19 protein-coding genes, 1 rRNA gene and 1 pseudogene are annotated in these 25,819 nt (G+C 38.6%); 4 read left to right on the forward strand and 17 right to left on the reverse strand.

The window, feature by feature from the left end; translation table 11 throughout:
* The 10 genes and pseudogenes from LACPOB_RS0100005 to ykzS all read right to left on the reverse strand — a co-directional run.
* Positions 1–380: ribosomal RNA gene (locus LACPOB_RS0100005) — 16S ribosomal RNA — on the reverse strand; the annotation flags it as partial.
* 704 nt (positions 381–1,084) lie between these two features.
* Positions 1,085–1,299, reverse strand: a pseudogene (locus LACPOB_RS12860) (IS4 family transposase); the annotation flags it as partial.
* Between the two features lie 310 nt (positions 1,300–1,609).
* A complete protein-coding gene (locus tag LACPOB_RS0100010) occupies positions 1,610–3,688 on the reverse strand; it encodes an LTA synthase family protein (protein ID WP_017866807.1) in 2,079 nt (692 codons plus the stop codon).
* Positions 3,689–3,791: 103 nt separating this feature from the next.
* Complete coding sequence (locus tag LACPOB_RS0100015) at positions 3,792–4,025, reverse strand: YkuJ family protein (RefSeq protein WP_017866808.1); 234 nt, start codon at positions 4,023–4,025, stop codon at positions 3,792–3,794.
* Between the two features lie 237 nt (positions 4,026–4,262).
* Entirely contained in the window at positions 4,263–5,282 is a 1,020-nt protein-coding gene (locus LACPOB_RS0100020; RefSeq protein WP_017866809.1) for a lysylphosphatidylglycerol synthase transmembrane domain-containing protein, read from the reverse strand.
* A complete protein-coding gene (locus LACPOB_RS0100025) occupies positions 5,282–6,307 on the reverse strand; it encodes a glycosyltransferase family 4 protein (RefSeq protein WP_017866810.1) in 1,026 nt (341 codons plus the stop codon). The genes LACPOB_RS0100020 and LACPOB_RS0100025 overlap by 1 nt, the downstream gene beginning before the upstream one ends.
* A 23-nt stretch (positions 6,308–6,330) precedes the next feature.
* Positions 6,331–7,509, reverse strand: coding sequence for a glycosyltransferase family 4 protein (locus LACPOB_RS0100030; RefSeq protein ID WP_017866811.1), 1,179 nt, complete (start codon positions 7,507–7,509; stop codon positions 6,331–6,333).
* A 229-nt stretch (positions 7,510–7,738) separates the two neighbouring features.
* Positions 7,739–9,460 (reverse strand): phosphoenolpyruvate--protein phosphotransferase, encoded by a 1,722-nt coding sequence (ptsP, locus tag LACPOB_RS0100035; RefSeq protein WP_017866812.1) that lies wholly within the window; start codon positions 9,458–9,460, stop codon positions 7,739–7,741.
* Positions 9,460–9,726, reverse strand: coding sequence for a phosphocarrier protein HPr (locus LACPOB_RS0100040; protein WP_010497037.1), 267 nt, complete (start codon positions 9,724–9,726; stop codon positions 9,460–9,462). The genes ptsP and LACPOB_RS0100040 overlap by 1 nt, the downstream gene beginning before the upstream one ends.
* Positions 9,727–10,077: 351 nt before the next feature.
* Positions 10,078–10,272 carry a protein YkzS gene (ykzS, locus tag LACPOB_RS0100045; RefSeq protein ID WP_017866813.1) on the reverse strand — a complete coding sequence of 65 codons (195 nt, stop codon included), beginning with the start codon at positions 10,270–10,272 and terminating at the stop codon, positions 10,078–10,080.
* A 181-nt stretch (positions 10,273–10,453) separates the two neighbouring features.
* On the opposite strand from ykzS, the gene LACPOB_RS0100050 reads away from it, so the two are divergent.
* The 3 genes from LACPOB_RS0100050 (at position 10,454) to LACPOB_RS0100060 (ending at position 14,631) form a co-directional block, all read left to right on the forward strand.
* Entirely contained in the window at positions 10,454–12,688 is a 2,235-nt protein-coding gene (locus tag LACPOB_RS0100050; RefSeq protein WP_017866814.1) for an ATP-dependent Clp protease ATP-binding subunit, read from the forward strand.
* Between the two features lie 332 nt (positions 12,689–13,020).
* Positions 13,021–13,302 carry a DUF1827 family protein gene (locus tag LACPOB_RS0100055; RefSeq protein WP_017866815.1) on the forward strand — a complete coding sequence of 94 codons (282 nt, stop codon included), beginning with the start codon at positions 13,021–13,023 and terminating at the stop codon, positions 13,300–13,302.
* A gap of 198 nt (positions 13,303–13,500) precedes the next feature.
* Entirely contained in the window at positions 13,501–14,631 is a 1,131-nt protein-coding gene (locus tag LACPOB_RS0100060; protein ID WP_017866816.1) for a MucBP domain-containing protein, read from the forward strand.
* Positions 14,632–14,744: 113 nt separating this feature from the next.
* Here the strand turns inward: LACPOB_RS0100060 and LACPOB_RS0100065 are convergent, their stop codons facing one another.
* The 6 genes from LACPOB_RS0100065 to rlmD form a co-directional block, all read right to left on the reverse strand.
* Entirely contained in the window at positions 14,745–16,322 is a 1,578-nt protein-coding gene (locus LACPOB_RS0100065) for a peptide chain release factor 3 (protein WP_017866817.1), read from the reverse strand.
* 107 nt (positions 16,323–16,429) lie between these two features.
* Positions 16,430–17,803 (reverse strand): hemolysin family protein, encoded by a 1,374-nt coding sequence (locus tag LACPOB_RS0100070; protein WP_017866818.1) that lies wholly within the window; start codon positions 17,801–17,803, stop codon positions 16,430–16,432.
* 70 nt (positions 17,804–17,873) lie between these two features.
* Positions 17,874–19,322 (reverse strand): ATP-binding cassette domain-containing protein, encoded by a 1,449-nt coding sequence (locus LACPOB_RS0100075; RefSeq protein WP_017866819.1) that lies wholly within the window; start codon positions 19,320–19,322, stop codon positions 17,874–17,876.
* 186 nt (positions 19,323–19,508) lie between these two features.
* A complete protein-coding gene (locus LACPOB_RS0100080) occupies positions 19,509–20,543 on the reverse strand; it encodes an NAD(P)H-dependent glycerol-3-phosphate dehydrogenase (protein ID WP_017866820.1) in 1,035 nt (344 codons plus the stop codon).
* Between the two features lie 349 nt (positions 20,544–20,892).
* Positions 20,893–21,438: a DUF402 domain-containing protein gene (locus LACPOB_RS0100085; RefSeq protein WP_017866821.1), complete on the reverse strand. Its 546-nt coding sequence runs from the start codon at positions 21,436–21,438 to the stop codon at positions 20,893–20,895.
* A gap of 776 nt (positions 21,439–22,214) precedes the next feature.
* Complete coding sequence (gene rlmD, locus LACPOB_RS0100090) at positions 22,215–23,642, reverse strand: 23S rRNA (uracil(1939)-C(5))-methyltransferase RlmD (protein WP_017866822.1); 1,428 nt, start codon at positions 23,640–23,642, stop codon at positions 22,215–22,217.
* Positions 23,643–23,793: 151 nt separating this feature from the next.
* Between rlmD and recX the strand changes: the two genes are divergently transcribed.
* Positions 23,794–24,594, forward strand: a complete 801-nt coding sequence (gene recX, locus LACPOB_RS0100095; RefSeq protein WP_017866823.1) for a recombination regulator RecX — start codon at positions 23,794–23,796, stop codon at positions 24,592–24,594.
* Between the two features lie 274 nt (positions 24,595–24,868).
* On the opposite strand, the gene LACPOB_RS11390 is transcribed toward recX, so the two are convergent.
* A complete protein-coding gene (locus LACPOB_RS11390; RefSeq protein ID WP_017866824.1) occupies positions 24,869–25,807 on the reverse strand; it encodes a YihY/virulence factor BrkB family protein in 939 nt (312 codons plus the stop codon).
* Positions 25,808–25,819: the final 12 nt, after the last annotated feature.

Raw genomic sequence — 25,819 nt, forward strand, 5'->3', positions numbered from 1 at the left:
ACTGCTGCCTCCCGTAGGAGTTTGGGCCGTGTCTCAGTCCCAATGTGGCCGATCAACCTCTCAGTTCGGCTACGTATCATCACCTTGGTAAGCCATTACCTTACCAACTAGTTAATACGCCGCGGGCTCATCCAAAAGCGACAGCTTACGCCGTCTTTGCCCGACCGACCAGGCGGTCAGTCGGTTGATGCGGTATTAGCACCTGTTTCCAAGTGTTATCCCCCACTTTTGGGCAGATTGCCCACGTGTTACTCACCCGTTCGCCACTCGCACTTAAAACGCTGAGTGCAAGCACTCATTGTTAAAAGATTGCGTTCGACTTGCATGTATTAGGCACGCCGCCAGCGTTCGTCCTGAGCCAGGATCAAACTCTCATTTTAAAGTTTGTGACTCATAAATTTTACTAGCGAATTGACTTCGCAAATGTTGTTTGCACTTATCATTAAGATAAGCGACCTCACACATTTGATTTGTCGAAACTTTGTTCAGTTTTCAAAGATCTACTTACTATTTGACAACAAAGATTATTGTATCATCGCTGACATATCATGTCAAGCAATTATTCTAATCTTTATCGCAAGAAAATTTGAAACATTTTACTCATTTACTAATATTTAAATATCATTAAATGAAGTAAAAACGACAACTTCAATATTATATAATGTCGATCAGCAAACTGTCAACTACTATTTTCAAAACAGAAAATTTTGTATCAGCGCCTCAGCGACAAATACTATCTTAGCAACATTTCGTGGACCCGTCAATAACTTTTTTTGTTTTTTGAATTTTAATTTTTGAATACAAACAAAAAACGAATTTATCATTTCATTGTTAGTCTTTTTGCTTGGCTATCTAAAAAAAGTAAAATAAAAGTTCAGAAAATAGCTACTCCAGACCAGAGTCACTCCAATAAAAAATTAGTTTTTCAATATTCTTGCGATCACGAAATACAAGATATAGCTCAACAAAACTAAATTTACTGACCACAACTATCAAAATCCTAAAGGTTGAAAGCACACAAACAGACCGAAATCCTTGATATTATCTAGTTGTGGTAACAGATATTAGTATTTTTCTTTTTTACACGCTGTTTGTCATGATCAAAGACTCGGGCTAATAACTCTGTTTTCTGAGAAAACTCGCGTTTAAATAAGGAATCATCATAATTAGTGCTTGGCGCCGACAAGAATCGGTAAAGTCTTGAACATACTCGATCAGTTGGCGCCCAACAAGTCAGACCAGTTGTTGCCAGTTAGTATGAGCGTTATTCAGACAGTTGCGGACGGTCCGTTTCGAAAAAGCAGTTGATTTTTCAGACAGAAAAACCCCGAGAGGTCGGGGCTTTTCTGCATTATTTAATTTTCAACCTTTAGTCAAAATCACTAAAATCATTGTTACTACCTAAAATAAAGGATCCGCCACACTAATATTTATTTGATATTCTAGATCGATACAAGTCCAACATTCGATTGACCATGTATTTTCTTTCTCATTATGGTTATAAATCACTGCTGTGTCACATATTCGTTTTAAATAGTCACCATCAAACGATTTTCGCCATATGAGGCAATAAAAAAGCCCTTCAACTTAATGAAAGACTTTCAAATTATTATTCATCATCATCTTTTAGTTCAGGAGCATCAGTTTTATACAAGTCCTCAGTTGACTTGCCACCATTTTGCTCGATCAAACTAGTCTTTTTCTTACGTTGCGCTTCCTTAAGAGCCTTCATACCATCGGAATATTTATACTTATACTGCGATTTATCGACCTTATCGAAGTTTTGTGGAGTATAGAAACGCAAGAGATCTCCTGTCGTGATTTTATCCGACAATGACAAGGATTTATCAGTATGATCTTGTTGTTCCTTCAGTATATCCTTTTGCTGCTGTGTCAATTTCTTAGTATTGACCTTATTTCCCTGATTATCATAAACCTTACTTCCTATCTTACTCAAATCCGGAGAAACAAAGTCACCATTCCTAAAGGCAACTGTCTGATTACGATCAGTTGACAACAAATCATTGCCGAGTTGGATCGTATCGTCATTTTTAATGCCCAAAAGATCCATCAATGTTGGCATTACATCGATTTCGCCACCATAGGTATGGTTGATACCACCCGATAGATTACTAGAATGGATCATAAACGGCACCTTTTGTAACATAGCTAGATCGTAACTAGACAAAGAGTCTTTACCTAAAAGCTTTGCTAAAGCCTTCGGATGGTTATCAGAAATACCATAGTGATCACCATAAGCAACGATCACTGACTTGTCGTAAAGTCCTGACTTCTTCAAGTAATCTATAAATTCACCAAAAGCCTGATCCAAGTATCGTGAAGTTTGGACATAACCATCAACGGTCTTATCGCCGGTCTTAGTTTTATCGATCGACTGATTTTGCTTATCCAAGTCATATGGATAATGGTTTGTCACAGTGATCAATTTAGCATAAAACGGTTGAGGTAACTGTTCAATATACTTAGCAGACTGTTGTAAAAAGATTTTATCCTTCAAACCGTACCCGATACTATAATCATCTTTATCATCGTAATAGGATGAATCAAAGAAATACTGGTAGCCCCATGACTTATAGGTGTTATCTCTATTCCAAAAACTACCAACATCCCCATGCATCGAAGCAGTAGAATAACCCTGTTGGTCTAATATAGCTGGCAATGCCTGATAAGTATTAGAAGAACCATAGGAAGTCATACTTGAACCGGATGGCAATCCAAACATTGAAGTTTCTAACATAGTTTCGGCATCAGACGTTTTCCCCTGACCAACTTGATGGAAAAAGTTATCAAAAGACATCGTATGCTGATCTTTATAGAAGCGATTAATATTCGGAGTGACTTCTTCACCATCAGACTTGTAATTGATCATAAACTGTTGAAAACTCTCCAAATGAAGGATAAAGACATTCTTGCCCTTTTCTTTACCATAATACGACACATTTGGTTGTGAGCGATTCTTATTAACAAAATCTAAGACTTTATCAACATCACTTTTACTAGCATTCTTTCTAGTAGCAGTTTGTTGGTGAGTTTGATAAGCGGAATAGCCCGCAAAAAAATCAACACCAAGGTATTTCACAATATAATTATTATCGAAGGTTCTGCTCAACAGTTGTGACCGATCACTTTCAGCCAAACTCAAATTGATACTAAATAAAACAACAGCTACCACAGAACTGATAGCACCATAACGTCTCTTCGTGGTAGACATATCAGGTTGGATCACTTTAAACGACATCATCAAGATCAAAATCAATACATCAAGAAAGACTAAGAAGTCTGTGGGATGTATGATCTCTAAAATACTAGTTCCCAGATTATTAGAAACAGAACTAGAAGATTTAATAATACCAAACGATAAAAAATCTGAGAACTCACGGTAATATAATGTATTTGCAAACAACCAGATCGACTGGACTAAACTAACAATGATCTGGATCCAATAGGTCAATTTACCACGAAAATATAACCCGATCCCTAATAAAAGTAGGCCAAACGGGATAGGATTAAAAAACAACAAAAACTGTTGCATTGCATTATTAATACCTAAACTGAAGTTATTTTGATATGTCAAATAAGTTTTAAGCCAGAATAAAAAAAGGACTATCCAAAAAAAACCTCCTCTGGAACTAAAAACTTGTCGAGTTTTTTTAAAAAACGAATTCATTATAAAAATTTCCTCCATATTTAAAACTTGCCTGCTGACAAGTATAAAGGATTGATAAAAAAAGAAAAACTGAAAATACAATATCTTCAGTTTAACTTAATAATCAATAATCAAGCAGGTCGTAAATTTCTATAGCAGCAAGATCGATGTTATCGAATTGGAATTTTTGTTTAGTACTGATTTCTTCTAATTCAAAGGCGTTTTCTTTCGGGTCATATGTGACTACGCCACGTTCTTCGCCCTCTTTTTCAAAACGTCTTGAAACAACTTCATCCTCTGCACTTTTGATCATCGCATCTAAGCGAGAAATAATCGCAACTAATTGTGAATTTTCCATGACAAACCCCTTTCCTGCTCTCTAAAATGCTAGCGGGCTCATGACACGTCCATGTATCATCGCCTAATATCTCTGTTACATACAAAATTGATAATAACATTTTTTCATTCAAAATAAAATTCAAATTGTTAAATTAGCTAGTTTTAAGTCAACTTTTTAACGATATTTAAACTCCACTTAAAGAGTTGGAACCTTAGAAACAAAAAATTCCAGCATCACGCTGGAAATCCTCAGTTATCATTCATTATCTTTTATCCGATGCGGTTTAACAGCCAAAGCTACCATCCCTAAGAACATACCTAAATAATAAGTGATCAAACGCCATAATATCATGGCTAATACTACCTTACTATCCTGGACTAAGAATGTGGAAAAAATAATCGAAAAGCTAAATTCTGCTCCCCCCAAACCACCTGGCAGTGGAAATAGGGAAATGATCATCACAATTAAAATATGCATGCCAACAACCATTAATGGGTCAATATCTGTCACTCGTAAAGAAAGCAAGATAAAGTACGGGATAACATAATAAAAGATCAATTGGCCCAAAGTTAACAAGCTAATTTTGACTAACATTAACGGATCATCACGTAAACTCAAGCTTTCATGATAAAATGTGTCGATTTTTTTAGTAGCATATGCTTCATAACGAGCATACGTTGCCGGTTTTCCCCACCATTTGACAGGCTTCAGAAAAAAATAGACAAGTTTCTTAGTAAAAGAACGCCAATACATCACCATCAATAAACCTGCGATCACAAAAAAATGGATAAAAAAACCAAAAATCACGAAAGCTGATAAAACGTGTAGTTTAGCTGCTAAATAATGAAATTGTGTGATCAAGCTGATAACAAAACACACCACGATTATCGACTGATAGACCACAAACTTCATCAACATCTTAGAAGTCGCACGTCCAACATCGATCCCCGATTGTAATAAAGCAAAAAGTTGTGCTGGTTGACCACCGCTTTGAAAGGGCGTGATCCCGTTAAATAATTGCTCGACCAACGGTACTCGAAAGGCATCACGAAAACGGAAACTTGGGTATTGTTTTTTTAAAAGTACGTAAACGATCGCGCCTTCAATCAATAACGAAACTATCATGCTTAAAAAACCAACGGCCAACCATGGCCATTTTAAATCTATTATTTCATTGCGTACCACGTTAAAGGAAACATCTTTCATCGAGTATAAAAAGATGCCTATCCCTATTATAAGAACAGCAATAAAACTTAATCTATTTTTCCAGTTCATCAATGCTCCATTTTTGCTTGCTTTTCATAATAATCACGCCAGATCTCAGCCAAGTGTTCTTCATTGTAATAGGCTGCAGCAGCTGACGCTTTTTGTTTTAATTTATCTAATGCAACCGGCTCATCTTTTAACTGTCGAATTTTAGTTTCCATCTCATCAATATCAACAGCTGGTTCATAATAACCATTGATGATCGAGTAATATAGCTCTAAATCCCGTAACAAAACTGGGACCTCACAACTAAATGCTTCTAAAGCACTCATCGGAAAAAGTTCATTATAAGACGGCAGTAAGAATAAATCAGCCATATTATAATATTCATTCATTTCTTTACGGGCAACTATCCCTGGAAATTTTAAATTAGCTGGCGGATCATCCACGATTTTTTTAAGTTTTGCATAACCGTCAGTCATTTTGCCAAAAGAAAAACCACCGACCCATACGAATTGAATGTCAGGCATTCTTTTAGCCAATTTAATAAAATCAAAAACGCCTTTCCGCTCTTGGACTTGTCCAACTCCGATCACGGTAAATTTATCTGCAGAAAAACCATGCTTTGTCCTTAAGTGCCTTTTTTGTTCTTGTGGTAACGGGTAAAATTCCTTTTTAGAAACAAAATTGGGAATATAGGTAATCTTTTCTTCTGGGATACCATACGCAGTTAACTTAGGAATAAAAGACGGATTAACAACTACGATAGCATCCATTCGTTTATAAAAAGAGATCATATACGAGTTAAAGATCCTTAACATCCAAGCAGGCATCTGTAAGCTACCCTGCATAGTTTCAGGCAAAAAATGAACATAACCAATCTTACGCCCACTACGTGGTGAGAAAGTATAAAGATAAAACTGCGGATCAATCGTATGAAAATGACTGATGTCAGTACTACCAAAACGATTGACAATCAAATTTATTTCTGTTGGATAGTGTTTTTCTAATAAATGGATCAATTCGGAATAAGCACTGCCGACACCTTGACCATCGACTTTAGCCGCTGATGAATACATTCGTATTGTTAACATATTAAACGCTCCTAAATAAACCCTTAGATGCTTTCACGTGATCGACTAGTAGTAGTTTCTTCAAAGGAAGTAAAACTATCCTGATAAAATTGCATAATCTGTTCACCAAAATTCTCGGCAGAGATGCTAGCAATTTTTTCTTGACGATAACTCTCATCATTATACTTAGCCGGTTCGTTCAAATAATCGACTACCTGACTGACAAACTGTACTGGTGTATCGAAAGCGAAACCTACATTCTTATTATCTAATAAATCATCTGTATAAGGGCTGCTGGCCGCAACGACCTTTAACCCCGCAGCGAGAGCTTCAACAAAAGTCAAACCTTGCGATTCTGAAATAGAGGTCGAAACAAATAGATCTGCCATATGATAATAAGCTGGCACATCATCATGATCAACTTCACCAGTAAAAATAACCTTGTCACTTAAATTCATTTGGGCAACTTGCTGCATCAATGATTGTCTAGCGGGACCGTCCCCACAGATCATCAAGTTAACATTAGGTACACGTTTTTGAATTTCTGGAAAAGCGTCGATCAAACGATCAATGTCTTTTTCAAATGCGACTCGACTCAAAGTTAACATGAGCGGGGTTTCTGCAGAAATATTGTATTTTTGCCGTAATTCGTTATTTTTTGTGCCAGCAAACTTGCGAACATCGACACCAGTCGGTATAACCGAGATCGGTTCTTTAATATCATAACTAGTTAAAGTATCTGACACACGCGTACTTGGAGCAACGATACCTGCCATATGTTCACAATAAGTTTTACTGAGTTGCTTAACATGTACTGGCTTTAAAAACTTCCCTTTCATAACGTAATGCAGGTAATCTTCATACATCGTATGGTAAGTATGCACACATGGGACCTTTAAATTTTTAGCTACAAATTTGCCAATTATTCCCATTGAAAATTCAGTTTGTGTATGAACTATATCTAAATTTAATTCCTTGGCGATCTCATAAGCTTGAAACAGCCCACGTACCGCGATCCTGCGATCGGTAAATGAGATGAAAGGAAGACTCGCAAAACGAAAGACATTCCTTTCAAATACATTTTTATCTACCTTAGGGTCCGTAGTTGTAAAAATGTACACATTATTCCCTAAACTTTCTAGCTGTTCGCGCAATGTTTTGATCGACGTTGCCACACCGCTAACCTGTGGATAATATGTATCTGTAAATATACCTATATTCACGGTAGATCCCCCTTAGTCTGAATAATAGTCATGTTTCATTATATGGTTTTCATTGCTTATAAGCAACTAAATGCCAAGTAATAGAATTATTTCTTAAATAATTAAGCTTTCCAAAAAAAGACAAACCGGATTATACCCCGCCTGAAGCAGGCTTGTCAATCTCTATGTAATCAAAAAAAGTCCATGCTATCCCCTAAAGAATAGCACGGACTTTCAATAAGACCTTAAACTAATCAGTATATTGATGCACTAAGTCAACAACTTCTTCAGTTGTTTCACATTCAGTAACTGCCTTATCAGACAATTCTTTCATCTTAGTGGTGTCAAGTTTCCTCAACAAGCTACGTGTCTTCAAGATCGAAGTAGCACTCATTGAAAATTCATCTAAACCTAAGCCTGCAAGGAGTGGCACAGCGATTTGGTCACCAGCCATTTCCCCACACATACCAGTCCATTTGCCTTCTTGATGAGAAGCATCGATAATGTTTTTGATCAAGCGCAACAATGAAGGGTTGTACGGTTGATATAGGTAAGAAACGCGCTCATTACCCCGGTCTGCGGCCATTGAGTATTGAATCAAGTCGTTCGTTCCAATACTAAAGAAGTCCGCATACTTAGCTAATTTGTCCGCAATCATTGCAGCAGCAGGAATCTCCATCATCATACCAACTTCAATATCGTCAGAGACCTTAACACCGTCTGCAACTAATTTGGCTTTTTCTTCTTCAAAAATCGCCTTAGCATCCTTAAATTCCTTGACCGTAGCGATCATTGGGAACATGATCGCTAAGCGACCATAAGCGGAAGCTCGAAGCAAAGCACGGAGCTGTGTTCGAAAAATATCTTGGCGATCCAAGGAGATCCGAATAGCACGGTAACCTAAGAACGGATTTTGTTCATCAGGTAACGGTAGGTAAGGTAATTCCTTATCCCCACCAATATCCATCGTCCGAACAACGACTTGCTTGCCATTCATACCCTCAACGGCTTGTTTATATGCTTCGAATTGATCATCTTCAGATGGAAGCTCAGAAGCATCCATATACAAAAATTCAGACCTGAACAAACCCACAGCTTCAGCACCATTATCAGTAGCAGCCTCAACATCTTTGGGTGTACCAATATTAGCACCTAGAGTGACTTGTTTGCCGTCAGCAGTGACAGACTGTTCATTTTTCAAACGAGCCCATTCTGCTTTTTGAGCGGCAAAATCTTTTGCTTTTTGTTCATACTGTTTTAATTCATCGTCAGTTGGCTCAACTAAAGCATCGCCGTGAATACCGTCAATGATAACTTTTTGACCAGCCTTTACTTCATCAGTAGCATTACCAGAACCCACGATTGCCGGGATCTCTAACGTCCGCGACATAATTGCAGAGTGCGATGTCCGTCCACCAATATCAGTAATAAAGCCCTTAACAAACTTGCGATCCAACTGAGCAGTGTCAGATGGAGTTAAATCATGGGCCACAATGATAACTTCTTCATCGATCAAAGCAGGACTTGGCATCGTCACGCCAAGCAAGTGACTTTGCAAACGTTTAGTAACGTCACGAACGTCACCAGCACGTTCTTGCATATACGCATTATCTGTCATGCCTTCAAACATTTGAATAAACATGTCAGTTATACTCTTGACCGCTGCTTCGGCATTAACTTTATCATTCTTGATCTTATCACTGATCTGACCTAACATTTCTGGATCAGAAAGAATGGTTAAATGTGCTTCGAAAACTTGTGCTTCTTCATCACCTAAGTTTTCAGCAGCCTTTGCTTTAATGATTTCCAAGTCCTTTTTAGAAGCTGCAACAGCATCATTTAATCTGCTAACTTCGGCCTCAGGATCGTCAATCGTAGTCTCGGAAAATGATAAATCGGGTTGCACAAGCATATAAGCTTTAGCTGCGGCAATACCATCACTGGCTGCGATCCCTTTCAACATTTTCGTCATTATTCTGCAAGTCCTTCCTTTTTCATTGTTTCAGCAACAGCGGCAATAGCATCTGCTTCGTCTGCGCCTTCAGCAGTGATCGTAACATCTGAACCTTGGCCAACACCCAATGACATAACGCCCATGATAGATTTCAAGTTAACTGACTTGTCATTGAAAGCCAATGTGATGTCAGAGTTGAATTTACTTGCTGCTTGTACCAATAAAGTAGCGGGACGAGCGTGGATACCTGTTTCTGCAATTACGTGAAAGTCTTTCTTTTCCATTTTAAACCATTCTCCTTTAAGTATAAAAATTGTTGAGTTTGACCTATGAAAAAAATGACAAATTTCTCGAACACGGTTACATTTCATAATGTCCACCAGAAGCTATTCCATAGTAAAACTCGCTAAAAAAATAATACCATGTATCATATGATAAAACAAGTTAGTTTTGAGTTGTCAGTAAAGCCTGTCATTTTTAATTGAAGCCTAAGACAGCTGACAAGGACCGAATATTGAACCTGAAAAGTTAAAATTCGCTCACAATATTTTCAGAAAATTTAGTTTTAAGAAATATATTTTGCAAAACATATCCCTAATCCAAAACATAAGTTTCTTATTAAGTTAACTAAACATTTATTCATGTTCTGATTCATGCTCATAGTGATAGAGTGCACCACCACCTCGCTTAGCTTTTCCAACTACCTTTTTGCGATGTGAATATTCCATCAACGCCTTTTGAAAGTCCATAAACTCATCGGTTGAGATCTCTAGCTGATTTATCTCACCAGATCGCAATTGCTCCAATAGTTGCCCGTAGTCCTTATCCATTGTGCTTTCCCCTCTTTTCATTTTATGTGTAATTATAGCACGTTGATCTCATATTTTTCGATGCGTATGGGTTGAACTTTTCTCAGAAGTTTGTATAATAAAATTATGAAAGGTCAAAGAAGGTCAAAAAGATTTTGACTCTTAACTAGACTGATCTTTATGAAAGGTCGTGAATAAATATATGTTATGTCAGAATTGTCATCAAAATCCAGCAACTATCCACTTGACAACCAGTATCAATGGTCGGCAAACATCGATCGATCTTTGCCAAAATTGTTACCGCAAGTTAAAAGATCAAGCTGGGAATACTAATAACAATCGTCCAAGTTCAATGATGCAAGACCCATTTGGTTTTGGTAATTTGGATGACATTTTCCGTGCAATGTCCAGTGACCAGCAAGGTGCACAGCAACAAGGACAAGTCCCACCTACTCAAGCAGCTGGTGGAAACGGCCGCAATAGCGGCAACAATACGATCCTTGGTCAATATGGTCTGGACCTAACAAGTGAAGCACAAAATGGTCGGATTGATCCAGTGATCGGCCGTGATAAAGAAATCGAGCGCGTGATCGAAATCTTAAACCGTCGGACTAAAAATAATCCTGTCCTGATCGGTGAAGCTGGTGTTGGTAAAACGGCTGTCGTAGAAGGATTAGCTCAAAAAATCGTGGATAATGATGTGCCTCAGAAATTACAAAATAAAAAAGTTATCCGTCTAGATGTAGTTTCTCTAGTGCAAGGAACTGGGATCCGTGGTCAATTCGAAGAACGAATGAAACAATTGATGGATGAAGTCAAAAAAGCTAAAGATACTATTTTATTTATTGATGAGATCCATGAAATTGTCGGTGCTGGTAATGCTGAAGGCGGCATGGACGCTGGTAACGTCTTGAAACCAGCTCTTGCTCGTGGTGACCTACAATTAGTTGGTGCAACGACTTTGAATGAATACCGTACGATCGAAAAAGACGCAGCACTCGCGCGTCGTTTGCAGCCAGTTCAAGTCAATGAACCTTCAGTTGAAGAAACGGTCAAGATCTTACAAGGGATCAGTGGTCGTTATGAAGACTATCACCATGTTAAGTTTTCAGAAAAAGCACTTGAAGCAGCCGCTACTCTATCAGACCGTTATATCCAAGATCGTTTCTTACCTGATAAAGCGATCGACCTCTTGGATGAAGCAGGTTCTAAGAAGAACTTGACGATCCATACAGTTGATCCGGCCGTAATGGATGAAAAAATCAACCAAGCTGAAAAAGAAAAACAAGCAGCCTTGAAAGACGAAGATTACGAAAAAGCAGCTTATTATCGGGATCAAGTTACCAAGTTTAAGAAGATGAAGGATAACTCCTCATCTGATGAAGCAACACCTAAGATCACTGACAAAGATATGGAAAAAATCGTCGAAGAAAAGACTGATATTCCTGTTGGTGAATTAAAGGCCAAAGAACAATCCCAGTTGAAAAACTTGGCATCCTCTCTTGAAAATCATGTCATTGGACAAGATCAGGCTGTCACAAAAGTTGCCCGCGCTATTCGGCGTAATCGTGTCGGCTTTAACAAGTCAGGACGTCCAATTGGTTCATTCCTCTTTGTAGGTCCAACTGGTGTTGGTAAAACTGAAACTGCTAAGCAGTTGGCGCGCGAATTATTTGGTACAGAAGATGCCATGATCCGCTTTGATATGAGTGAATACATGGAAAAATTCTCAGTTTCTAAGTTGATCGGTTCACCGCCTGGCTATGTGGGTTATGAAGAAGCTGGACAATTAACTGAACAGGTTCGTCGTCACCCGTACAGCTTGATTTTACTCGATGAAGTTGAAAAGGCACATCCAGATGTCTTGCACACATTCTTGCAGATCTTGGATGATGGCCGTTTGACAGATTCACAGGGACGGACTGTTTCCTTTAAAGATACTATCATTATCATGACATCCAATGCTGGCAGTGGGGATTCTGTTGCTTCTGTCGGATTCGGTGCTGAAGCTTCTGGCCAAACGCACTCGATCTTAGACAATTTGTCCAAGTACTTCAAGCCTGAATTCTTGAACCGTTTTGATGGTATTGTTGAATTCAATGCTTTGACCAAAGAAAACTTACACCACATTGTTTCTTTGATGTTAGATGAAGTCAACGAGATGTTAGCTAATAAGGGGATCGAATTGCACGTAACTGGTCCTGTTGCTGACAAATTGGTCGATCTTGGTTATGATCCAAAGATGGGGGCACGTCCATTGCGCCGTGTTATCCAAGAACAGTTAGAAGATAAGATTGCTGATTATTATCTCGACGATCCTTCCAGCCAAAACTTATCAGCCCGCCTAGAAGATGGCGAGATCAAGATCACTAAAAATGATGAACCAGAAAAAAAGACAGACACAGAAAAAAACGATAGTGCCGATAAAAATGAATAGCTGATATAAAAAGTGTAAGATAAAAGATATTTCGAAGTCGATTTGAAACGACGGTCGTGCTCTTTTGAATCTTAGTAAAGTGAAAAAAATAAAAATCGTTGTTTCAGTAAGGATTCAGTCTTTTAAAACACGTCTAAGGGCTGTCGGTCTAACCCATTTTGGTTAGACTGACGGCCCTTTTTCAAACATATGAGCAAAAATCTTCGCTTATTTCACGATCATCTCCATTTTTCACATACCAAAAAATAAACAGTTTTTTGAGAGTTACAGTTGTTGTATTTGTAATTTTTAATATATAATATAAATGAAGAAAAAGTTAGGAGGACTGAAAAATGATGAATTTAGTAGATGTAACAAACAGCTACGCTCGTCAGATCAACAAGGAACTCAGACTCTCGCCTGCTCATTTTATCAAAGTATACAGCTTAGGTAACTCGATCGTTGTTCATAAGAAAAAAGCTAAAACACATGAGATCGTGATTTCGAATAAATTGCGTCCAATTACAGATGATGAACTCAACTTCGTCTTAGAGCACCTATTAGGTGACCTTAGAAAGGATGCCACGATTTCTAAGTCCGGCAAGGTCGTCGAGATCGAAGTTACTAGTAATTAGTGATCCAAAAATTTGAATAACAAAACACCTAGCAAAATATACTTTTTTGTCATTGACACTACTTCTCAATGTTAGTTTATTTTGCTTTTTGGTGTTTTTTGGCCAAAAAATAATTCGTGTTTAAAAAAGCCTGTAATTTACGGTATAATAAAAGATAAGAAATAAAATTAAGTAGTTTTAGTGGGAGAGGTGAACAGTATGGCAAGATTTGACCCATTGGCGGTCATCAAAAGAGGATTAAAAGCCCTCAGAAAAGAATTTTCAACTAATAAAAATGAAACACCACTTTCCACTCAAACAATAGGACCAGCAAAACCAAATATTTCAAAACGAGCGGACTCAACTAAAAATGTTAAAACACAAAAAGAACCTCACGGCACACCAAATACTATGGTCGATAAACAAACACGGGCAACTACCCCAAAGCCACTTAGTGCTCATCTGATGCCTGCCACTTTGTTAGTGTTATATTTAGATGAACAACAAGCCTCTTTAACTGATGCTTCAATCCTACACGGGTATCGCGGACAAGAAGTGGAACTGGATGTTAAAAGATTTCGCGATTACTATGTTAGCCAAATTGAAGGTTATACTTCTAATTTTGTTGAACGTTACGGAGTGATCAAAGTCCATTATCAAAGGCGAAAAGCAGCAGCTGTGTGGCTACTAGCCAAGGATATCGACCAACAGAACTTACTGGCTAAGCCTGAGTTTGTGCACGGCAAGTTAAATACACCATATTCTTTAGTTGCACCAAGTTTTGCTAATTATCGCTTAATGCAGGCCAACGGACCGGTCACAGGGCATTTTTTAGAACGCCAACAGTTTGTCACATATTTGTACCGTCAGAAATTATGGCAAGATGTTGATGAAAGTTTACGTTTGCTAAAAGTCACGGATTTTATTAAATGCATCAGTGAACCACATGGGCAAGAGTTAAAAATGACCCTAGCCAAGAATACGCTATGGCAAGTTTACAAGTCTGTTAGAACTACGGATGGTATCCTCTGGTATTGTCTGGGTGGGAACACTTGGGTCAAAAACAGTCAACACACTCAACTAATGGAAAGAAAACAGTATCTAAATGAAGTAAAGCAGACCCAACAGGTGACTAAAAGTTATGCAGTTTCATTGAACGTAAGTGCTAAGATCGATTTTATCCCTGGCAAAAAAGTCACTTTATACGACCTCCCTTGTGGTAAAAAAACTGCTCAGCTTAATGATGGCAAAAAAGTCCAACTTTCCGCACACAAAAATATTAACGGCATGCAATGGTATCATGTAACTGACTCTGGCTGGTTGTTAGCTGAGTACTTAAAATTTAAATAACAAAAACTCGTTTACCAAACCTACTCATTAAAGTAAGTAAAGCAAACGAGTTTTTTAGTTTGTAATTTATTTTACACCCAAATTGTTCAAGCCAGGTATGACTTGCTCCTTTTTTAGAGCAATGAGAATAACTTAACGTCAGGATATTTGTCAGCAAACCAACGTTCCGCAAATTCGTTTTCAAATAAGAACAGCGGTTGCTCGTTTAAATCTTTAACTAACATATTCCGCGAACTAGCCATATTTTCATCTAACTGTTGCGGATCGATCCAACGTGCGATCTTATGACCGAGTGGCGTCATTACAACTTCAGAATGATATTCATTCAACATCCTGAACTGGAATACTTCAAACTGCAATTGTCCTACAGCTCCCAAAATATAATCCCCAGTTGAATAACTCTGGTACAACTGGATCGCACCTTCTTGGACTAACTGCTGCATTCCCTTATGAAACGATTTTTGCTTCATCACATTTTTAGCCGTAACACGCATAAAGATCTCAGGTGTAAATTGTGGTAATTTTGGATACTCGACTACGTTCTTCCCTGTATAGATCGTATCACCAATTTGGAAATTACCCGTATCATATAGGCCAACAATATCCCCTGCTACGGCGTTTTCAACTGTTTCTCTGGTGTCAGCCATAAATTGCGTTGAATTTGATAGACGCATTTTTTTACTGGTCCGTGTTAGATTAACATCCATGCCGCGTTCAAATTCACCTGAACAAATTCGCACAAATGCGATTCGATCACGATGTTGCGGGTTCATGTTGGCCTGGATCTTAAAAACAAAACCTGAGAAATCTTTTGAATCGGGTTGAACTTTATTTTCAGCAACTGTTTGGTGGGCTGCTGGAGCTGGTGCAAACTGAAGATATGCATCCAAGAAAGTCTTCACTCCAAAATTAGTTAAAGCAGAACCAAAGAAGACTGGTGTTAATTTTCCTTCTGCAATTTTTTCAGGATCAAATTCGTTGCCGGCATCTTTTACCAACTCGACTTCATCAAGTACCTGCTTATAAATACTGTCAGTAGCTAAATCACTATCAACTGCCAAAGTACCATCGTCGTTGAGCGGTAAAAAGTCTTGTCCTTTATCTTCTGAATGGTAAAGTTCGATCCGGTTATTGTAAATATCGTACAAACCTTTGAGTCCCTTTCCCATTCCGATCGGCCAGTTCATGGCGTAAGCGTCAATACCCAAAACATCTTCAAGTTCACTGATCAGATCAAGCGGTTCACGGCTGTCCCGATCCAACTTATTCATGAAAGTAAAGATCGGGATCCCCCGCATCTTACAGATCTGGAACAATTTCTTAGTTTGTGGCTCGATCCCCTTAGCTGCATCGATCACCATCACAGCTGAATCAACGGCCATCAATGTTCGGTAAGTATCTTCAGAAAAATCCTCATGCCCTGGAGTATCCAATATATTGATCCGTTTGCCTGCATAGTCGAATTGCATCACTGAACTAGTAACAGAGATACCACGTTTCTTTTCAATCTCCATCCAGTCAGACTTCGCAAAATTTCCGCTTTTTTTCGCTTTAACTGTTCCCGCTGAACGCAAAACACCACCAAACAATAAAAGTTGTTCAGTGATTGTTGTTTTACCTGCATCCGGGTGTGAGATGATCGCGAACGTACGTCGTTTATCGACTTCACTATCTAACTTATTTTTATCCATATTTCTCACTATTCCTCATTTTATTAATTTAGCATTTTCATAAAAAACGGACCGGTTTTGACTCATCCCGAACAAACCGGTCCAGCTATTACTATCTGATTGTAATTTTACTTATTTTCTTGATTCAACTCAAGCTTTTCCTGGGCTTTTTTCTGTGATTTTTCACGCGCGACCCGATAATCTACCGCTGCATGGGATAGCTCAACTTCTATCTGTAACAAGCGATCACCGTCCATCTTATGCACGACTAATTTAGTACCATCGTCTAACTCGACTGAATCAACATTGGTTTCTTCTGGGATATAACCCAATTGTGTGATCATGAATCCCGCAATTGTATCAAAGTCAGAATTTTGTAGATCGATCCCAAATTCATCATTAAAGTCATCTAAAGCCATTCGGCCCTGGACAAGAAAATCTGCTGGAGTCAATGAAACGACCATTTGATCAGGTTCATCCGACTCGTCTTCGATCTCACCCACGATTTCTTCGATCAGATCTTCGAGGGTCACGATCCCAACAACGCCGCCGTATTCGTCCAACAAGACTGCCATTTGATTTTGTTTTTTCTTCATTTCATAAATCAACTGGTCGATCATGATCGTTTCAGGTACAAAGAACGGCTCTTGCATCACCTGGCGGATCGTTGTATGTTCAAAACCAAATCGACGAGCAGTTTTAACTAGGTTTTTAATGTGGACCACACCAATGATATCGTCTTTATCTTCATGGTAAACTGGCACACGTGAATAGTTCATCTGTAAAATATCATCAATACTACGGTCATTATCGTTATTGATATCGATCATAAAAGCATCGATTCGCGGGACCATTACCTCACGAGCCATCTTTTCATGCAATGATAAAATACCTTCGATCATTTCATATTCATCATTATCAATTTCACCTTTACTACGACCTTCTTCGATCATATCGACGATATTTTGCCATGACATGACTTGTGTCGGCGCGACTGGCGCATTTTTATTTTTACCAAGGACTGATCCTAACCAATCAGTGATAAAAACCAACGGAACAAATAAGACCACCGTCCAGTGTCCATATAGATAACCCTTTAGTGCACGTTTAGTTACCGAACCATCTACTAACTTAAGCGGCAATTTCACAAATAAAGGATCGTCTATCAAACTAATGACTAGTCCGAATACGATCGCTCCACCTATAAAGTTTGTCAAACTACCACTTAACGATGACAGTGTACTAGTAACAATAAGCAACCAAGCCACTAAACAATTAGTCAAACGTGCGCAATGAGCCAATTGATATTCACGAGGAAGATTTTTCACTAAGTTTGCCACTTTTTCTTGTTTGTTCACGGAAAAAGCGGCACTCATATTCTCTAGGGATTGAGTCGTCGTTGCTCTTAAAGTTTGTTCATATAAAGCAAAACAAAAAGCAACTACTAATAAAACAACCGCTAAAATTAGCAAACTCCACTGCTGTCCAGGATCAGCATCCATATTTTTCCACCACTCCAATAAAAATGTTCACATAATTGAATTATACTATAATTCTAACAATTTAAAAAATTTATTTTGGCACTGTAACTGAGTCACCAGCTGTCAAATTAACGTCACTACCCATATCGTTAAGCTCTTGGATCTTTGAAACAGACGTTGCATATTTTTGAGCTAACTGACCAATCGTTTCACCATCGCTCACATTAACTGTTTGTGTTTCTTCCGAAGAGGAACTCGAATTATCTTTGCTTGAACTTGATTTACTTGATCTTGCCTTTTTCTCCGAGCTTTCTTTCTTAGAAGAACTAGCTTTCTTTTCACTAGAGCTCTTGTCAGCCTTCGTCGAATCATTATTCTTAGGATCTGAAGTTGCATCTTTTTTCGCAGCTGCCAAAGAACTAGAGTCTGCTTTTTGACGCTCAGCCATCTTTGAAGACTCATTGGCTTGCTTGCCACTTAGGCTAAATTGTTGACTGTCTGCTAGCCACCAGCCACCACCAAACAAGATGATCAATGCAACCGTGACGATCCAGCCCCATTTACCAGACTTTTTAGGCTGGTTTTCAGCCGTAGTCGTTGTTTCTGTCGTAGATCCTGCTTTACGCTCTTTTTCTTTAACTACTGGATCCGAACCACGTTCAACAAAAAAGGCTTTGCGCATCCGCGGCTCATCTTTTCTGGTATAGCCTTGTTTATATTGCTCGCCCTTAAATTCATCATACAAACGATCAATGTCAAAGTTAACTTGTTCTTGTTGTTTTTTTGCCAGATAATCATTTTGTTCCGGCAAACTCAAACCATAGTAATAGTTAGTAAAATACTGGTATTGTTGCATGACGTCTTGCGATGGCCCAAAGTCTTGTTGTTCACCAAATTGCAACCAGACAGTCCGTTCACAAAAAGCCTCTACGTTTAAACCACGGGAATCACTGATAAAAAATGAAACTCCGAGATCTTTCAAGCGTTGGATACGGGCCGAAGTTTTTTGGAAAAAGTCTTGATCCAATAAGAAAAACAAGTCATCGATCAAAACAAGTTCGGGTTCAATGTATAAAGCCATCCCTAAGCTCAGTCGTGCGCGCATCCCAACGGAATATTCAGATACGGGACGATATAGCCATTGGCCAAGTTCACAGAAGTTAATGACACCATTGGTCAAATGGTCGCCTTTAAAACTATCGATCTGCGCTTGACTGATCTTGGTCCGAATATTTTCGAGACCAGTCTGATCGTCGGTCAAACCATGAGTGACGGAAGCAAAGTTGATTCGACTAGAAGTCGTAATAAATCCAGTCGTTTGTTGCGTAACGCCAGCAATGATCTGCAGTAAAGTTGCTTTTCCAGAACCATTCATTCCGACTAAACCAACTGCTTCGCCATCGCTAACGTTTAAAGAGATACCCCGTAACTGCCAGAAGCTATCGTTTTCAGCTGTTTGGACGACGCCCTTGTTTTTTTCTTTTTTATCGATCAGCAAGGGACTTTCTTTTGTAATATATTTTAATTCAATTTTAGCCATTTTAATCTCCCTGAATTTTTTGAATCACAATAACCTAAATATTAAAGAACTGCTCTGCCACTGTCAATTATACAAAGCAATATTTCCTTAACAAAATAATTGAACACAACCAATATAAAACCTCAACCGTGAGAAATAGCGTACCTTTCTACAGTCGAGGCTGACTTGACATTTCAATTATTTAGTTTAGTCGACCATATTCTGGGCAATTTCTTCCGACTTACCCTCGCGTGTCATCAAACCGCCAACTTCCTCTTTGATATCGGCGCCTCGATATAACACATTGTAAATTGCCTCAGTGATCGGCATATCGATCTGTTTTTCTTGTGACAGTTCATAAGCTGCCTGTGTGGTATTGATCCCTTCGATGACCATTCCCATATCAGCGATGACATCGGGTAATTTTTTGCCAGAGCCTAGCTGATCACCAGCACGCCAGTTACGTGAGTGGACACTAGTACATGTCACAACTAGGTCACCAACACCTGACAAACCAATAAACGTTAATGGATCAGCACCAAAAGCCACACCTAAACGGCTGATCTCAGCTAAACCACGGGTCATTAAAGCCGCTTTGGCATCATCACCAAAACCAAGGCCATGTAAAGCACCCGCACCTAAAGCGATGATGTTTTTAAACGCTGCCCCAAGTTCGACCCCTAACAGGTCAGGATTAGTATAGATCCGCAAATAATTATTCATGAATAATTTTTGCACTTCTTTGGCAGCATCGAGATCTTCACTAGCAGCTGTGATCAAAGTCAGGTCATGATGAGCAACTTCTTCAGCATGGCTTGGGCCTGATAAAGCCACGATACCACTCCGATAGCCTGAAGGGATCTCTTCGTCAATGATTTGAGAGACACGTTTGTATGTCTTTAATTCCAAACCCTTGCTAGCATGCACGATCAACGGCGCATTATTTTTATCTCGTAAAATATCACATACTTGAACTGAGATCTCACGAATTGCCTTCGTTGGTACAACGAATAAAACAACATCTACTCCGTCAAGAGCAGCATCCATATCCGTAGTAGCATGCAATTTTTCAGAAAAATAATAATCTTTGATGTACTTATTATTTGTATGTTGTGAATTGATCTCATCAGCTTGTGGCGTCTTATAAGTCCACAGTTCAACTTGGTGCCCATTTTCAACCAAAACATTGGCCAGGACACTTCCCCAAGAACCAGCACCTAAAACAGCAACATTTTTACCCATGATCAACATTTCATCCCAATCTTATTTTTTCAAATCTATCGTTTTTATTACCAAAGTAACGATACCATATTTCTGTTGCCCTAGCAATAAAAGCCCGGTTTATCGCTGATTTAGAGCTAAAAGTTAATAAAAAATAAAGTAATGAAAACAAGCCTCGATTATCGTTAAATGAAGCTCTTGCTACATAAATGTACAATTCTTGTTAACTCTAAACTACAAACTAACGCGCACTTTTAACTAAGAGAAATGCAAACTATCTTTCAACTAGCTGCAACAAACGAAAAGCCCCTCACCACTCATAAAACATGAATAGTCAGAGACTTTTTCTTGTTATAAACATTAGACGGGTTTACTGCCGTCGTGATAACTCTAGGTATCGGTTATACCAGATCTCGACATATTCCTGCGAAAACGGACCCTTTTTATGGTCGATCCAATCTACTAACGTTCGTACGTTGTGTTTTAAGATCTTGTCAGTTGCCGCTGAATAGTGCCAACGAGTGCCGAAATCCTGATACTCGTCAACATCTAACAGCCGCTTTTCTCCATTTGGAAAAACTTTCACATCCAAGTCATAATCAATATACTTCAATGCTTCTTTATCTAAGACTGCAGGTGATGCCAAGTTACAATAATAAGAGATCCCGTTATCACGAATCATGGTTACAATGTTAAACCAGTAATTGGCGTGAAAATAAACTAAAGCTGGCTCCCGCGTGAGCCACCTACGCCCATCAGATTCAGTGACCAAAGTATGGTCATTGCAACCGATCAAGGCATTTTCACTAGTTTTTAAGATCATCGTATCGCGCCATGTACGGTGTAGACTACCATCGTGTTTATAACTCTTCAAAGTAATGAACTCGCCTTCTTTGGGTCCACTGAAATGTCGCATACACTTCCCTGCTTTCCATAAACACAGGTGTAAATACACCGAAATCATATTAATTATAGCAAAATAAGCCAAAATAAACAAAGCAATTACGTCCCTTTTGTTTATTTCAGCTTATTTTTTAATAATCATAGTACTTTACAAATTTTAACTATTTTTCCCGAGTTCTTGAACCCACGTCCAGTATGAACTGCAAAATGATTGCAAAATTTTGATACTTTTGGGTTGCCTGTGCCGGACTAGTAAAAATTTGTTTCTTAGTAATGGCACGATTTAGAGCGTCTTTGTGTGCACTTGTCCCCTTATCCTGCAATTCTTGCCAGGCAGGGATTGGGGAAAAGTTATTTCAAAAGATAGGCAACATGAATAAAATCAAACTGCAATATTTTTGATGGTCGGCACCGACAACACTGTTGAAAAAAGTGACATAGTAATTGAAGAAATTCTAGTAACAGTGGCATGTTTTTGACTTGAGAGTGAGACAAAAGATGTTTTGAAGCCGATTTGTAACGATAATTACTTTATTTTGAGTCGTAGCAAAGTGGAGAACCAGAATAAAGCAATCGTTGTTACAGTAAGGCTTCAATCTTTTGGAACACGTTTAAGGGCCACCAATCTACCCCATTTAATTAATGGGATAGATTGGTGGCCCTTTTAGAATCGCACAGCTAATTTTGTCCCAGTCTTTCCTTTTCATGACTTACGTTCAGTTGTGATTTCGTTAAAAAACTATTCAGCATCTTTTGTACTTTAAATTTTAGAAAAAGTTGTAAAGTGCTCTAATAATCTTTTAGTGTCAATCTAACGACTGCTTCTGTCCGTGCTGTTTGTGGGAACATATCAACAGGTTGAATATAATCTACATCATAAGCTTTTGTTAATTGCACCAGGTCTGCCGCTAATGTTGATGGATTACATGAAACATAAACAAATTTGTTTGGTCGATATTTCAAGATCGTCTTGATCAACTTATCATCAAGCCCGACTCGAGGCGGATCAACCACTAAAGCATCCATTTCAATTCCTGCTTTAGTCCACCTAGCCAATAAATCTTCAGCCGTTCCGACCTCATAGTGTGCATTATCCAACCCAGCTAACTTTGCATTTTTTTGTGCATCTGCGATAGCTTCTGGTGTCACGTCTATGCCGTAAACTGCGCTGGCTTCTTTAGCCAAATAGATCCCGATCGTACCTGCTCCACAATATGCATCAACTAAGGATTCACCTGTCTGCAAGTCTAAAGCTTGTTTAACTTGCCTGTATAAAACTTCAGTTTGTGGCGTATTTAATTGGAAAAACGCCCGAGCTGACAAATGGAACTCGTTACCAGCAATTTTTTCGATCAAATGATCTTGTCCGTACAAACGCAGGGTCTGTTCTCCCCAGATCAATGAAGTCTGACGGGGATTAACATTTTGCATTACCGAAACGACAGCGGGTTGTTGTGAAACTAAATCAGTGATCAAATTATTGATCTGAGGGATCTTTTTAGTCCGACTGATAAAAACGACTTGCAATTGGTGATTGGCAAATGATTCGCGTACGACCACTGTTTTAATAATGCCCGTTTCTTGGTGCTCATTATAAGGCAAGATCTTCCACTTAGCGAGCAGCTGACAAATCAAGCGTATTGTTTTCATAGATAAGTCAGTCTGTGTTGAAAAAGTGGGTAGATCGACTAGTTCATGACTATTCGGACGATATAGTCCAGCTTGCACTTGACCATTTTTCCCCGCACGAATTTGAAACTGTAACTTATTCCGGTAATGGTAAGGCTCGTCCATGCCCAGTGTCTTTTTGATCTGGTAATCTGGGAAATCCTTTGGACGATACTTTTTTAATGATTGCTTGATCACATCACGCTTAAATTTAAGTTGGGCTGGGTAAGCGAGATGTTCTAGTTCGATCCCACCAACATCGTAACGGTCGACCGGTTTAACCCGATCTTTACTCTTCTTTTTAACGCGAACGAGTTCACCTTTTAGATACTTTTGTTTTTCAAGTACGACCCGTACTAAAACATCTTCGTGTGGTAAAGCACCAGGAATGAAGATGATCTTGCGTTTATAATAGCCGATACCTTCACCATTGATACCCAAGCGTTTGATGGTGACCAACACGACTTTTCCTTCTAAAGTCTGTCGTCTAGAATTTTTATGATCCCTGGATCGATAATTTTGATGTGGTGCGTGTTGATTATTTTTCATTACATTTTCCCTTCATTGTGAGCAGTCTTTGACAACTTGAACTGCATGTCGTTTTCGATTATACCATGCAAGTTATGGAAAACGAGACCTCAAGCGCTTATAATAACATTATTCAATGAAAATATCAGACCGAATATGAGGGAGGATCATTTTGACAAAAACAATCACCCTGATCAAAACGCAAAAACGCAAGGGGCGTTATAACATATATTTAGACGGCAAATATGCATTTCCACTCGGCGAAGATGTCTTGATCCGATTTGGCTTAAGCAAAGGTCGAGAATTAACTACAGAACAGATCGATAACTTAAAAGAAGCCGATAACACTTCTAAGGCCTACCAAAAAGCACTGAATTATCTGGCCCACCAACTACGTACTAAAAAAGAGATCAAAGATCATTTACACCAAAATGAGGTCACAGAAAATGACATTGAAAAAACACTGAATAAACTGACAGAAATGGGCCTAGTAGATGACTTAAAGTATGCCCAGAGTTTTGTCCGGACCACGGCTAAAACTGCTGACAAAGGGCCAACTGTCATCAAAAGTAAGCTCAAACAAAAAGGGATCACCGAAAGCGCGATCGAAGAAGCTTTGCTTGAATTTCCAGAAGAACAACAGATTATAAATGGTGTAACGGCTGCTAAAAAGAGCGTGCGTCACTTTCACAGTGAATCTTTTCGGACCAAAACAAATAAAATCAGACAACAACTAATGCAAAAGGGGTTTAACGGCGATGTGATCAATTTGATCATGGAAGAACTAGACTTACAGCCAGATGAAACACAAGAACAAGAAGCATTGACTATCCAAGGTGACAAGCTCTGGCGCAAAAACCACCGCTATACCGGTACAAAACGCCAGCAAAAAGTGCGGCAAGGACTTTATCGTAAAGGCTTTTCTGGAGATTTGATCGATCAATATTTAAAAGACAAAAGTGAAGAAGAATAAAAGAGTGAGACAAAAGATGCTTTGAAGCCGATTTCTAACGATGATTGCGTTATTTTGGGTCGTAGCGAAGCGAAGGACTAGAATAACGCAATCGTTGTTACCGTAAGGCTTCAATCTTTTGGAACACGTTTAAGGGCAGTTGATTTATCCCATTGAATTGGATTAAATCGACAGCCCTTTTATGATCGGACAGCTAGTTTGGTCCCAGCTCCCTGTTTAGGAAAAAGAAAAAATCCTAGATTCCACCAGTAATTTGGTAGAAACTAGGATCTTTTTATTTTTTCTTTTTGTCACGAGCTACTCTTTTATTTTTCACCCTTTGAGTCGGGTCTACTCGATCATACAATCTTTTGATAGCCGTTTTTTTTGGCCTGATCGTGCCATAATGATAACGTTCAAGCGTTGAATTGACCAAAGCGCCCAATAAAATGACCCAACTCGAAAAGTTCAACCAGAATAACAATACAATGAAAGTACCGATCGTCCCGTAACTTAAAACTGATTTAGCAAAATATTTTACGTAAATCGAGAAAGCTTGTGTTAACAACATCCAGCCCACTGCCGTAAAAAAAGCACCTGGCCAAATATAACGCAAGTGAGTCTTGGCATTAGTTAAAGTCATATACAAGAAGATCATGATCAAAAAGATCACAGCAAAAGTCACAAGGGACTTATAGGTCTTAAAATTCTCTAACCAAGACAACGATAAATTAAAAATCGGCGCTAAATATTCTAACACGACCTGCCCAAAACTATTGATCATAAAAGCTATGACCACGATGATCACGAAAAATAAAATGATGAAAAACGAAAAAATCCGACTGGTGATTGCATTGTCATAATCCTCAACACCATATACTTCATTGATCGACTTTTTTAAAGTATTGATTCCCTTACTAGCCGACCAGATCGTCAAGAGTCCAGTGATCGAAGCCAAGCTACCGGAACTATTGGTCAAAAAGTCCATGATGATCGGTTTTAATGTACTATAGATAGCCGATGGAAAAGCGGTCTGTAAATAAGGTAGGATCGTTTCTGCCTTTAATCCTAACATTGGCAGCAAGTTAGTCGCAAAAATCAACATCGGAAAAATCGCTAAGAGCGAATAGTACGCCATGACGACCGCAGTATTTGCAAAATTCACTTCACCAAATTGTTTAACCGCTAAACCAATATATTTTTTTAGTGGTTGTTCTTTTTTTTCGTGAGCCATTTAGTAGTTCAC

The sequence above is a fragment of the Ligilactobacillus pobuzihii E100301 = KCTC 13174 genome, assembly GCF_000349725.1.
Lineage (GTDB): Bacteria > Bacillota > Bacilli > Lactobacillales > Lactobacillaceae > Ligilactobacillus > Ligilactobacillus pobuzihii.